Genomic DNA, 13,028 nt, shown 5'->3' with positions numbered 1-13,028 from the left:
TATTTTCTATCAATTCAGTTTTTATAAATTTTTCCGTCTTTCATTACGAATGTGCAATTTGTCATGACTTTTATATCCTCTAAAGGATTGCCGTCGAAAGCTACAATATCAGCCAGTTTTCCCGGCCTGATAGTTCCCAGTTTATCTTCTGCTCTCAGCATCTCCGAATTTACCTTTGTTGCAGCCAGAAGTGCACCTGCAGGAGTAAATCCGAATTCTGTCATCAGCTGGAACTCATAGCCCTGCTGTCCGTGATATCCAAAGGCCGTTCCCGAATCTGTTCCAAAGCCGATCTTCACGCCCATCTTCAGCATTTTTCTAATATGCTCTCCATGATTCTCCAGAACCTGTTCTGCCTTATCGGCCATCCACTTCGGAAGTTTTCCTTCCTTGCCGTATTCCACTATCTTCTCTGCAGCGATAATAGTAGGAACCAGGTATACTCCCTTTTCGGCCATCATCTCCATGCCCTCATCATCAATGAGCATGCCGTGTTCAATCGTTGTAATTCCGGCTCTGATAGCGTTTTTGATTCCCTCTGCACCGTGGGCGTGGGCCGAAGAAATCCTTCCCTTGGAATTTGCCACATCAAGGGCAGCCTTCATCTCTTCATAGGTCAGCTCCGATGAACCTGGATCATCTCCAAAAGACATTACTCCCCCTGTTGCAAACAGCTTTATCTGATCTGCTCCGTATTTGAAATTTGTTCTGGCGGCCTTCATAGCCTCATCTGCCCCGTTGATAACCGCACCTACAGATACGTTCTGCACATCCGGGCCGAAAAAGCTGTCTCCGTGTCCGCCTACTCCTGTAAGAGGGGCGCCGGAAGCAATTATTCTCGGGCCTGAGATTATGCCGCTGTCGACACATTTCTTTACTGCAATGGCCTCATAATGGATGTCGCCCTCATCTCTGACTGTAGTAAATCCGGCCATCAGATCCTCTCTGGCTGCCACCTCAGCTTGAATGGCCAGCTCTCCGTGAAGCTTGTAATAGGCCTTGTCTACATTGGGATCACCGTCCAGTACAAGGTGAACGTGAGCATCAATCAGCCCAGGCATTACAAATTTATCTGAGAGATCGATTATTTCCACATCCTCTCCTGATAGCTCTTTTTCATTATATTCAGATCTGTCCACACATTGAACGATCTTATTTCCTTCCACCACAACTGCCATATTTTTCCTGACAGTTTCATCTTCAGCGGTAAACAGCTCCCCGCAGAATATTACTTTTCTCATTCCCTTTACCCCTTTTTATATATAAACAGCAAATAGCAAATAACAAAAGGCCATTCCACACAGGATGGAACAGCCTTATATAGCAAGATATTATATTGTGCAGTGCTCTCCAGGTCGGATTTATCCCGTACCTGGAAAAAACAATGCCCCTGTTCCTGGGTTTCGGACTACTTGACCAGCTTCTTCACTGCCTCAACCACATCCCCGGCTGTCATTCCGTATTTCTTCAAAAGTTCATCAGGCTTTCCGGACTCACCGAATACATCCTTCTGACCAACCATCTCTACAGGTACCGGACAGTTTCTTACAACTGTTTCAGCAACTGCACTTCCCAGTCCGCCAATTACGGAGTGTTCCTCGGCAGTAACAATCTTTCCTGTTTCCTTTGCAGCCTTTATAACAGCTTCTTCATCAAGAGGCTTGATTGTGTGCATATCCAGGACTCTTACACTGATTCCCTCTTCTGCCAGGCTTTCTGCTGCCTCCACGGCTGCAGATACCATGATTCCAGTTGCAATCACTGTAACGTCGGATCCATCCCTCAGCATCTCGGCCTTTCCCAGCTGGAACTGGTGATTCTCATCATAAAGTACAGGAACGGAAGCTCTTCCCAGTCTTACATAAGCCGGACCGTCCATGTCCACTACCTTCTTGAGGAGGGCGCCTGCACTGACAGCATCAGCCGGATTTACTACCACCATGCCAGGAATCTCTCTCATAAGAGCGATGTCCTCAAAAGTCTGGTGGCTTGCACCATCCTCTCCCACAGTGATTCCGGAATGAGTAGCACAGATCTTCACATTGGCACCTGTATAGCCAATGGAGTTTCTGATTATCTCGTAAGCTCTTCCAGCAGCAAACATTGCAAAAGTGCTTGCACATACTACATGTCCGGAAAGGGCGATTCCCGCAGCCTCTGCCATAAGATCCTGCTCGGCAATACCGGACTGTACGAAACGTTCAGGAAAAACTTTTGCAAATTCCTTTGTCTTTGTGGAACCAGAAAGGTCTGCATCCATAACGATAAGCTTCTCGTTGTTGGCTCCTTCTCTCACCAGGAACTCACCATAGGCGGCCCTTGTAGCCTTCTTCTTGATTTCAGCCATTAATTGTCACCTCCCAGTTCACTGATTGCCTGAGCCAGCTGCTCCTGATCAGGAGCCTTCCCGTGCCATCCGGCCTGATCCTCCATAAACGAAACGCCTTTACCCTTAACTGTATTGGCGATAATAACAGTAGGAACACCCTTCGTGTGTCTGGCGCTTTCAAAGGCCTCAATCAGCTCAGGGAAAGAGTGGCCATCCACACTCAGTGTGTTCCACCCGAACCTTCTGAACTTGCCCTCAACAGGTCTTACCTTCATAACATCATCAACCCTGCCGTCAATCTGAAGACCATTCAAGTCTACAACAGCAGTCAGATTATCCAGCTTTCTGTGGGCAGCAGACATGGCAGCCTCCCAGATAATGCCCTCCTGCAGCTCTCCGTCACCAGTAAGAACGAAAACCCTTCCGTCCTTTCCGTCGATCTTGTTAGCAGTGGCCATTCCAACGGCTGCAGCAAATCCCTGGCCCAGAGAACCGGTGGACATCTCGATTCCCGGAACCTTCCTCATATTCGGATGTCCCTGGAAAGGACTATCTATCTTCCTGAGAGTCATCATATCCTCAACTGGGAAGAATCCCCTCTCACCCAGTGCGGCATAAAGAGCCGGAACAGCATGACCCTTTGACAGCACGAACTTGTCTCTGTCCTCCATCTGCGGATCACGGGGATCAATATTCATAACGTTGAAATAGAGCGTTGTAATAATATCTGCTGCAGACAGAGATCCGCCCGGATGACCGGAACCGGCAGCTGCTATTGCTTTTAGAGCGTCAATTCTTACCCTGCGGGCAGTTTCTGTCAGCTCTGCGTAATTTGTTTTGCTCACGTCTTCCTCCTGACTTTTTCTTAAAACGATTCCCACCCATGGTATCATTCAAAAGATATACACGTTGATAATACCATACTAGTTCACTTATTTTTTGATGCGCGGGTGTAAAAAAAGATTTTTTTATGTTTTCTTTCCTTATACATGCATGATCAGCACGGCCATGCGGAAGTATGTCATAAGGGACACCATGTCCGTAAGAGAGGCCATCAGCGGACCTGCCATCAGAGCCGGATCCAGACCGATTCTCTTTGCTATCATCGGCAGCAATCCTCCGATGCACTTTGCCGCAACAACGATCACTACCATGGACACACAGACTGTCATGGCCACCAGAGGCGGGTTGTGATCCAGAAGAACTATTCTTGCGAAGTTCAAGGTGCTGATGCAGACACCGACGATGATGCTGACCCTCAGCTCTTTCCAGAAAACCTTGAACTCATCACCAAGCTCAATCTCATTTGTTCCCATACCTCTGATAATCAAAGTAGAAGACTGGGTTCCGGAGTTACCGCCTGTTCCCATGAGCATTGGCATGTATACAACCAGAGAGATGACCTTGGAAAGAGAAGCCTCGTAGCTCTGAATGATGCCGCCTGTAATGACATAAGAACACATCAGAAGGAAAAGCCATGGCAGCCTGGCCTTCACGTGCCCCCATACTGACGTATCGAAATAAGTCCTGTCCTGAGAGTCGATTACACCACCCATCCTCTGGATGTCCTCTGTAGTCTCCTCCTCAATTACGTCCATGATGTCGTCTACTGTGATGATGCCCACCAGCCGGCCTTCGTTGTCCACCACCGGGATAGCAAGAAAGCCGTATTTCTTGAACAGATCAGATATTTCCTCCTGGTCGTCGTCAACGTGAGCAAAGACCACGTCTTCCCTCATGAGATCCAGGACTTTCAGGTTGTAATCTGCAATTACCAGGGCCCTTAGAGACACAACGCCAATAAGCTTCCTGCCTCCGTCCAGAACGTAGCAGGTATATATGGTCTCCGAATCCATGCCTACATCTTTGATGTGATCCAGAGCTTCCCTGACAGTCATATTCTTGTTCAGATTTATGTAATCTGGTGTCATCAGGGATCCGGCAGATTCATCCTTGTACTTCAGGAAGGTGTTGATCTGACGGCGCTCAGCCTTAGGAGTCTTCTCAAGTATTTTGTCTACAATATTTGCCGGAAGTTCTTCAATAACGTCGATCATGTCGTCGAAGTCCAGCTCTTTTATAATATATTCGATTTCCGGATCGGTAATGATGTTGATGATTTCCACCTGATCTTCCAGGTTAAAATATGCAAAAACATCAACGCTCACATTCTTAGGAAGGGTTCTGAAAAGTATGACCGCCTTCTGCATGTCATATTCTCTCATTACATCTTCCAGAATGTCCGCGATGTCTACCGAGTTGTTCTTAAGCAGCTCGTCTCTGCACCGGAAATACTTTTTTTCTTCGAGAAGTTCGAAAACCTTCTCTTCTGATTCTTCAAAAGCCTGATCTCTCTGAGAGATGGCGCTTCCCGGGTTTTCCACGCAGCTTCCTCCTTAAAATTACTTTCCGGTATTTCTTAGTTCCCACCGGATTTTCCGTTCTACTGGCCAAGCATCTCCATTATTTCCTCTTCCGTTATAATGGATACTCCCAGCTCACGGGCCTTCCTGTTCTTTGAAGATCCTGATTCCGGATCATTGGTAATAAGGTAATCGGTATTTCCGGAAACGGAGCCCGCAACCTTTCCTCCCTCACTGCTTATTGCAGCCTTGAGGGCATTCCTGTTTTCATAGTGCTCAAGGGAACCGGTGATGACGAAAACCTTGCCTTCAACCTTATTTCCTGTTTCCTTCCTCTCCTCATTGATGTCCAGCTTCTCCGTAAGCCGGTCCACCATCTGTCTGTTTTTTTCATTGGAAAAATAGTTCTGGTAGTCCCGGGCGATTACGGGGCCTACGCCGTCAATGGATCCCAGTTCCTCTGCCCTGAGGCTCACTATCTTTTCCCAGCTTCCACCGCAGAAGGCCGCTATCAATCCAGCGGTCACTACCCCTACTCCCGGAATTCCCAGGGCGGCCAGGATCTTTTCCGGAGTGGTGTGGCTGGCCCTGTCAATAGCTCCAAGGAGCTTGTCTGCCGACTTCTCTCCGAAGCCTTCCATTTCGGCAATAGTCTGCCGGTGCTCCTTCAGCAGGAAAATGTCAGGAAATTCGTGGATCAACCCCTTGCCCATCAGCTTAAGGATTGTAGCCTCAGAAAGGCCTTCTATATTCATGGCATCTCTGGACACAAAGAGCGAAAACTTTTTCACTTTCTTTGCCTGGCATTCCGGATTGGTGCACACAAGGGTTCTGGTATCCCCCACTTCCCTGATCTCCGTCTTGCCTCCGCATACGGGACAGGTCTCAGGAATTTTAAGGTTCCCGCTTTTCGTAAGATTATCTCCTATCTGAGGAATAATCATATTGGCCTTGTAAACTTTTATCTTGTCTCCAATTCCCAGCTGAAGACTTTCCATTATGTTGATATTGTGGACAGATGCTCTGGAAACCGTAGTTCCTTCCAGCTCTACAGGCTGAAAAACCGCAACCGGGTTGAGAAGGCCTGTTCTGGAGGGGCTCCATTCAATTTCGAGAAGAGTTGTTTCCGCCTCCTGATCCCTCCATTTAAAGGCCAGGGAATCTCTTGGAAACTTGGCTGTAGTGCCCAGGGTTTCGGCATATTTCAGATCTTCAAGAGTCAGCACCAGGCCATCTGAAGGAACCTGAAAGTCAGGAATGGCCTTTTCGTATTTGTCGATAGTCTCCAGCAGGTTGTCATGATCCACCATTTCGTAGTGGACCACATCGAAGCCCTGTTCCTTCATCCATTCCATCTGGTTCCGGCGGCTGCCCTCAAAATCCACGTTTTCAGCGCTGCTCAGGGTAAAGGCAAAAAAATTCACATGTCTTTCCGCCGTTATTCTGCTGTCCAGCTGTCTCACCGATCCGCTGCACAGATTTCTGGGGTTCTTGTATTTTGCATCTGCATCGTCAATCTGGCTGTTAATCTTCTCAAAATCCGGATATGTTATAACAGCTTCTCCTCTGATTACTGTTCTTCCCTTATGAGGAATCTCCTGTGGCACATTTACGAAGACCCGGGCGTTGTCTGTAATAACCTCTCCCACATCGCCGTTCCCCCGGGTTACTGCCTTTGAAAGCTTTCCATTTTCATAGGTCAGAACCACAGTAAGGCCGTCCAGCTTCCAGGACAGAAGGCCCTGGTGATTGCCCAGCCATGATCTCAGCTGTTCCCTGTCCTTTGTCTTGTCCAGGGACAGCATTCTTGTGGCGTGTCTCTCCTTAGGCAGTGCGCTGGTCACCTCATAGCCCACATTTATCGAGGGGCTGTTTTCAGGTCTGTATCCTGTTTCCTCTTCCAGGGCCTGCAGCTCATCATAGAGAGCATCGTATTCGAAATTCGTCATTATTTCCTGAGCCTCATCGTAATAAGCCCTGGATGCCTCATTCAGTGTTTTTATGAGAGAATCAATTCTCTCCTTCTTCTCATCCACGGAGAGATTACCGCCCTTGCCGGTTTCTCCCTTATTCTTAATGTCAGTCATTTTATCTGCCACTCAAAATATGTTTAAATATACTCAAACACATCGAGAATTGAAGTCCTTGCGGATACTTCTTACTGCTTCAATGTGTATGCTTTGGCGATTATAAACAATGCGCTACTCACAAGTTCTTGTACACTCCACAGTCGTTAATTCCTGCGATAGCCCGCAGTACATACTTACGTTTGCTTTCATTGTGCAACTTCGTAAGTCCAAGCATCTCTTAGATTAAGAGCAGCATTAAAATCCCTATCCTCGACATAGCCACAATCACAACGGTATATTCTATCTGAAAGCTTCAAATCTTTCTTGATAGCACCACAGCAATGACATATTTTGGATGATGGATACCATCTGTCTACGACTCTTAATTCAATACCATTTTCATCACACTTCGTTTTAAGCTTTGTTCTAAATTCATAGAACTTTTGTGCTGCAACGGCTTTTGATAGATGTCTGTTCTTCATCATTCCTGATACATTCAAATCTTCAATCGTTATATAAGATGGCTTGGTTTTCACTATCTCGGCGATTGTCTTGTTAATATAGTCAGTACGGATATTGTTTATTTTATGATGAAGTTTCTGTACCTTGAGCTTTTGTTTTTGTATATTCGCTCTTTGAGTGGATCCTCCTTTCTTTAAATTTTCATACTTGCGTGAGAGACATCTTTGTTCTCTGCGCAGTTTCTTTTCTAATTTTTTAATTCTTGCTGACTTATTGATATTTTTATAAGTTTTACCATTGGAAACAATGGCAAAATCCTTTAATCCAAGATCGATACCAATTCCTTCATTAGAATTATTGAGGATCTTTTTATCAACAATTTCTACAAGGACTGACACATAATATCTATCCGCCTTGATTGAGACATGACCGCTTTTAATTACATACCCGTCTTTGGTGGTTGGAATATATCCTTTTTCTTTAATGCGGACCCAGCCAAGTGATGGAATATTAATTCTGTGTCTTTCGCATCGGCAATCCTTTGGATTATTCTTTACGAAGTACATTTTCACATCAGATTTGCCTTTCTTTTTAAACTTCGGGAAAGTACTCTGATGTTTGAAAAATCTTGTAAATGCAACACAACCATTTTCAATTGAGCGTTTTACAGATTTTGAACTGACTTCCTTGATCCACAATTTATCTGGATTTTGGGGAAGATACTCATTGTTCAGCCAGACACTGAAACTTTTACCACTCATAAACTTTTCAACGCTATCGTGTAAAGTTTTGTTGTGACTGAGATAAAAATTATAGACATACCTGCAAGTGCCGATAGTCTTGTTAATTTTGATTTTTTGCTCGACTGTCGGATTTATTTCCGTCTTGAAGCTCTTTAGCAATTTCTGCATCCCCTTCTATTTGTTTTTTATACTTACGAAGGCCGTATAATCTACAAGAAAAAACTTGCAGTATAGACACAATATCCTGTACAAGTTCTTCCTGCGGTGATAGTTCTTCATTATTCACTATCACTATGGTTGTATTAAACTTCATACAGAATTTTTCAAACCAATCATAGCCAAATCTGACAAACCTATCTTTATGTGTAACTATGATAGTTTTGATTTTTTGTTCCATTACTTCATCTAATAATTGATTCCACTTTTTACGATTGTAGTTAAGCCCACTTCCATAATCCTCAATACATTGATCTACAATGATACCTTTAGCATTGCAAAACTGACGTAAAAAAGTTACTTGGTTTTGTAAATCATCTTTTTGGTTTCTTGTAGATACTCTGGCATAAATAACAATCTGACGATTATCGTTTTCAGTATTTATGCCCTTGAACTGAAGATATTGATCATAAGTATAATAACGCCTATTAGTCGGAGTTCGACTTGCTTTCAGAATCCCCTCTCTATCCCAACGTTGTAACGTTTTGACTGAGACACCCAATAATTCAGCAAAATCTTTTGGTTTGTAATTAGTGATATTAGATGTGTTCATAATAATATCCTCCACGAGCATATTTTAACACATTTAATCACTATTGACAATGATTTTGGTTACTTGAAGTTTCCTCCTGAAATGTCATTCCTCTTAGGGAATATCTCCTATTCCTGGTCTTCCACTTTTTTGATTTTTACGAATCCTTTGCCAATCTTCTTCATTCCTGCAGTATCGAACATTATGGACATAGTCTTCTTGTCCTGCTCGATCAGCATTCCCCTGCCGAACTTTGGATGCTCCAGAATGTCGCCGACGTTGAAATTTTCCTCCGGTTCTTTATGCCTGATCTGCCTCTTAACATAGGCCATGGAGTCGAAAGGCTTTCTTTCAGGCTGTCCACTGTAGCCATCAATAGTTCCGGCCCTCCGGCCTTTGATAGTCCGGTTCCCGTAAAGGCCTCCCTCTCCTGTGAAACCTCCTTGGGACTTTCTTCTCTGCTCCGGCGTCTTGTCTCCCTCAATAAGGGAATCATCCATTTCTTTCAGGAAATATGACTCTGCAGTGTAATCCGTTCTTCCGTACAGAGTTCTTGTCTCGGCGCTAGTCAGATAAAGCTTCTTCTTGGCTCTCGTGATTCCCACGTAGCAAAGGCGCCTTTCCTCCTCCAGCTTGTCCCTGCTCTCCAGAGACGCAGCTCCGGGAAAAATTCCATTTTCCATTCCCGGCATGAACACCACGGGAAATTCCAATCCCTTTGCGCTGTGCAAGGTCATGAGCACAACTGCATCCTCGTTCTCGTCACGATTATCGATGTCAGCCATGAGGGTGATTTTTTCCAGGAAAGCGCTGAGTTCCGATGGCTCGTCAATACTGAAGCCTTCTGCCCTCAGGGACTCTCTTTCCTCTGCCATTTCTTCCTCATAATCATCTAGCCCGCCGCTTTCCAGGTTTTTCTGGAACTCTGCTGCAACTGAACGGAATTCCAGAACGTTTTCTATCCTGGCATCTGCCTCTACGGTATCCATGTCCTCAAGAGCCTTAAGATATCCTGACATGTTCAGTATGTTGTCGTAAAGGTCCTCGATGGTCAGGTTTTCCTGCTCTGCCCGGCAGCTCTCAATCATCTCTATGAACTTATCTGTTTCTGCCCCGGCTTTCCTGCTGAGGGAGGCCCTTACGTCCGGATCTTTCAAGGCACTGTACAGACTTATTCCGCAGGCCCTGGCATAGGCCGTAATAGCAGACATGGTCTTGGGGCCGATTCCTCTCTTAGGCTCGTTTATCACTCTGGCCAGTGCAACATCATCATTCGGGTTGTCGATGAGCCTGAGATATGACATTACGTCCTTTATTTCCTTCCTGTCGTAGAACCTGAGACCTGCAAGAACCCGGTATGGAATGCCTCTGAAGGACAGTTTTTCCTCGAAGGCCCGGGACTGGGCGTTTTTCCTGTACAGTATGGCCATGTCACTGTATTTGAAGCCTTCCCCGTGGAGCCGGTCGATTTCGCTGCCTACAAACCAGGCCTCCCTCTTCTCGTCCTCCAGTCTCCTGTATTCGATTTTTTCTCCTGCAGGCCTGCTGGTCCAGAGCTTCTTGCTCTTTCTTCCCTTGTTGTTCTTTATAACGGAGTTTGCCAGAGCCAGAATGTTGGCGTCAGACCGGTAGTTCTGTTCCAGTTTGATGGTCTTTGTTTCCGGAAAATCCTTTTCGAAGTCCAGAATGTTCCGGATGTCCGCCCCTCTCCACTGGTAGATGCACTGATCATCGTCACCTACTACGCACAGGTTCCGGTTTTTTGAAGCCAGCATCTTGATGAATTTATACTGCAGATAGTTGGTATCCTGATATTCGTCTACCATTATATATTTGAATCTGTTCTGATAATGTTCCAGGATATCCGGATTTTCTTCAAGAATCCGGACGCCGTTCCAGAGAAGGTCGTCAAAATCCATGGCGTTGTTCTTCATCAGCTCCTGCTGATATGAAGTATAGACCGCTGCAATAGTTTCAGCTCCGTATTCATTTCTGTTTGCCTCAAGCCATGCTGCCGGTGTAAGCTCCTGCTCCTTGCACTTGCTGATGGTGCTCTGGATCATGGCCACGGGATAGTTTTTTTCATTTACCTGCTGTTCTTTCAGAATTCTCTTTATCAGAGATTTTCTGTCTGCCTCATCGTAAACGGTGAAGCCGTTCTTGTACCCAAGTCTCTCGCTCTGGTATCTGAGAATGCGAAGACAGGTGGCGTGGAAGGTCATTATCCACATTCCCTTTGTGTCGTCGGCAAGGGTTTCAATCCTCTCTCTCATCTCACCTGCAGCCTTGTTTGTAAAAGTAACTGCCAGAATGTTAAAAGGAGAAATTCCCTGTTCTATCATGTAGGCAATCCTGTGCGTCATTGTGGTTGTCTTGCCGCTTCCTGCTCCCGCCAGTATGAGCAGTGGTCCCTTTATGCACTTGACCGCCTTTATCTGTTCTTTGTTCAGGCTGCTGAAATCCATTATCGATAAACTCCTTCCAGTGTGCTGTTACGTTCATTTCCCCTGCCCTGCTGTTTGTAAATTGCTGTGAAATCCACCTCGAACAGTCAAGAAAAAGCCCATAAGAACACAAAATATCAATTTATTTTAACACACAACCTGCCGGCGCAGAACGCCTAAATCGCCCTGTCACCACAGGCCTGCCTGCGTGATATTTTTTTAACCGAAAAGAACCATTACGCCCTTCTTTTTTCCTGTCACTCTCCCATCCAGAGTGACAGAAAACACCGTGGATGATGCACGATATACTCGAAGTACAATGTCAAAAAGTGTTGAAATTTACAACAAATTTGAGATTTTTAAATCTTATGCATAAAGTGATTTTTAACATTGTATACTTGTTGACAGTTTATAATACGGGTGTTAAAATCTAGCCGATGGCACAGAAAGCGCCATGAAATCTATTTATAAATGTATTTTATAAGGAGATACACCAATGGCTAATTTAACACAGAAGTACATCGACATCGTAAAGGATCGTTATCCTAACGAGCCAGAGTTCCTTCAGACAGTTGAGGAAGTTCTGACATCTATCGAGCCAGTTGTTGAGGCTCACCCAGAGTACATTGAGTCTGGTCTGATGGACAGAATCATCGAGCCTGAGAGAATGATCCAGTTCAGAGTTCCTTGGATGGACGATGAGGGCAAGGCACACGTTAACAGAGGATGGAGAGTACAGTTCAACTCCGCACTGGGACCTTACAAGGGCGGAATCAGATTCGCACCTAACGTATATCCTGGAATCCTGAAGTTCCTGGCTTTCGAGCAGATCTTCAAGAACTCCCTGACAGGTCTTCCTATCGGCGGAGGCAAGGGTGGTTCCGACTTCGATCCTAACGGCAAGTCCAACAACGAGATCATGCGTTTCTGCCAGAGCTTCGTAACAGAGCTCTACAAGTACGTTGGTCCTAACGAGGATGACCCAGCAGGAGACATGGGTGTAGGCGGAAGAGAGATCGGCTACATCATGGGTCAGTACAAGAGACTGACAAACCAGTATGACGGAACATTCTCCGGTAAGGGCACTGAGAACGGTGGTCTGTACGGAAGAACAGAAGCTACTGGATACGGAATCGTATTCTTTGCTAGAGAGGTCCTGAAGCACTTCGGTGAGACTCTGGATGGAAAGACAGCCGTTATCTCCGGTTTCGGAAACGTTGCATGGGGAACTACTCAGAAGCTGGAGCAGCTGGGTGCTAAGGTTATCGCATTCTCTGGTCCAGACGGATACATCCTGGACGAGGCTGGTGTTACAGGCGAGAAGGTTGATTACCTGCTGGAGCTGAGAGCTTCCGGAAAGAACATCTGCGCTCCTTACGCAGAGAAGTTTGCAGGTGCTAAGTTCTTCCCTGGCGAGAAGCCATGGGGCGTAAAGGCAGACCTGTACATCCCTTGCGCAATGCAGAACGATATTCAGCTTGAGCACGCTAAGCAGCTGGTTGAGAACGGTGCTAGATACCTCATCGAGGGAGCTAACATGCCTACTACAAACGAGGCTATTCAGTACCTGCAGGCTCACAACGTAGTTGTTGGACCTTCAAAGGCTGCTAACGCTGGTGGTGTTGCATGCTCTTGCCTGGAGATGAGCCAGAACGCTCAGCACATCGTATTCTCCGCTGAGGACGTATACGCTAAGCTGGAAGGCATCATGGTTAACATCTTCAAGCAGATTGAGGACGCTTGCGACCAGTACAACCTGGGCGAGAACTTCGTAGCTGGTGCTAACATTGCCGGATTCGAGAGAGTCGCTAAGGCTATGATGTGGCAGGGTCTTGTTTAATCGGGAAACCCGGTCGAACAGATCTGACAA

The 13,028-nt window shown here is 45.9% G+C and carries 9 protein-coding genes; 1 reads left to right on the top strand and 8 read right to left on the bottom strand.

Annotated elements, in window-relative coordinates; translation table 11 throughout:
- Nucleotides 1–14 precede the first annotated feature (14 nt).
- The 8 genes from FYJ66_RS00170 to FYJ66_RS00135 all read right to left on the bottom strand — a co-directional run bounded on the left by FYJ66_RS00170 (nt 15) and on the right by FYJ66_RS00135 (nt 11,179).
- Complete coding sequence (locus FYJ66_RS00170) at nt 15–1,241, bottom strand: metal-dependent hydrolase family protein (RefSeq protein ID WP_154571510.1); 1,227 nt, start codon at nt 1,239–1,241, stop codon at nt 15–17.
- A gap of 167 nt (nt 1,242–1,408) precedes the next feature.
- Nucleotides 1,409–2,347, bottom strand: coding sequence for a transketolase family protein (locus FYJ66_RS00165; protein WP_154571509.1), 939 nt, complete (start codon nt 2,345–2,347; stop codon nt 1,409–1,411).
- On the bottom strand, nt 2,347–3,174 hold the full coding sequence (locus FYJ66_RS00160) for a transketolase (RefSeq protein ID WP_277005973.1): 828 nt from the start codon (nt 3,172–3,174) through the stop codon (nt 2,347–2,349). Before FYJ66_RS00160 ends, FYJ66_RS00165 begins: the two co-directional genes overlap by 1 nt.
- Nucleotides 3,175–3,312: 138 nt before the next feature.
- Entirely contained in the window at nt 3,313–4,713 is a 1,401-nt protein-coding gene (gene mgtE / locus FYJ66_RS00155) for a magnesium transporter (RefSeq protein ID WP_320592730.1), read from the bottom strand.
- Between the two features lie 59 nt (nt 4,714–4,772).
- Nucleotides 4,773–6,779, bottom strand: coding sequence for an NAD-dependent DNA ligase LigA (ligA, locus tag FYJ66_RS00150; protein ID WP_154571507.1), 2,007 nt, complete (start codon nt 6,777–6,779; stop codon nt 4,773–4,775).
- Between the two features lie 188 nt (nt 6,780–6,967).
- On the bottom strand, nt 6,968–8,134 hold the full coding sequence (locus FYJ66_RS00145; protein WP_154571506.1) for an RNA-guided endonuclease TnpB family protein: 1,167 nt from the start codon (nt 8,132–8,134) through the stop codon (nt 6,968–6,970).
- Nucleotides 8,067–8,720 (bottom strand): IS607 family transposase, encoded by a 654-nt coding sequence (locus FYJ66_RS00140; RefSeq protein ID WP_338071080.1) that lies wholly within the window; start codon nt 8,718–8,720, stop codon nt 8,067–8,069. Before FYJ66_RS00140 ends, FYJ66_RS00145 begins: the two co-directional genes overlap by 68 nt.
- A gap of 122 nt (nt 8,721–8,842) precedes the next feature.
- On the bottom strand, nt 8,843–11,179 hold the full coding sequence (locus FYJ66_RS00135; protein ID WP_154571504.1) for an ATP-dependent helicase: 2,337 nt from the start codon (nt 11,177–11,179) through the stop codon (nt 8,843–8,845).
- A gap of 475 nt (nt 11,180–11,654) precedes the next feature.
- On the opposite strand from FYJ66_RS00135, the gene gdhA reads away from it, so the two are divergent.
- Nucleotides 11,655–12,998: an NADP-specific glutamate dehydrogenase gene (gene gdhA, locus FYJ66_RS00130; protein WP_154571503.1), complete on the top strand. Its 1,344-nt coding sequence runs from the start codon at nt 11,655–11,657 to the stop codon at nt 12,996–12,998.
- The last annotated feature ends 30 nt before the right edge of the window (nt 12,999–13,028 follow it).

This window comes from Allobaileyella intestinalis (genome assembly GCF_009695865.1).
Taxonomy (GTDB): Bacteria; Bacillota; Clostridia; order Peptostreptococcales; family Anaerovoracaceae; genus Allobaileyella; species Allobaileyella intestinalis.
Note: the sequence above shows the minus strand (reverse complement) of the source record. Positions and strands in the feature narration are given on the sequence as shown.

Bases quoted from the DNA above. Each gene is read 5' to 3' on its own strand.
- FYJ66_RS00170 (WP_154571510.1), bottom strand. From the start codon at position 1,241: ATGAGAAAAGTAATATTCTGCGGGGAGCTGTTTACCGCTGAAGATGAA.
- FYJ66_RS00165 (WP_154571509.1), bottom strand. From the start codon at position 2,347: ATGGCTGAAATCAAGAAGAAGGCTACAAGGGCCGCCTATGGTGAGTTC.
- ligA (WP_154571507.1), bottom strand. From the start codon at position 6,779: ATGACTGACATTAAGAATAAGGGAGAAACCGGCAAGGGCGGTAATCTC.
- FYJ66_RS00145 (WP_154571506.1), bottom strand. From the start codon at position 8,134: ATGCAGAAATTGCTAAAGAGCTTCAAGACGGAAATAAATCCGACAGTC.
- FYJ66_RS00135 (WP_154571504.1), bottom strand. From the start codon at position 11,179: ATGGATTTCAGCAGCCTGAACAAAGAACAGATAAAGGCGGTCAAGTGC.
- gdhA (WP_154571503.1), top strand. From the start codon at position 11,655: ATGGCTAATTTAACACAGAAGTACATCGACATCGTAAAGGATCGTTAT.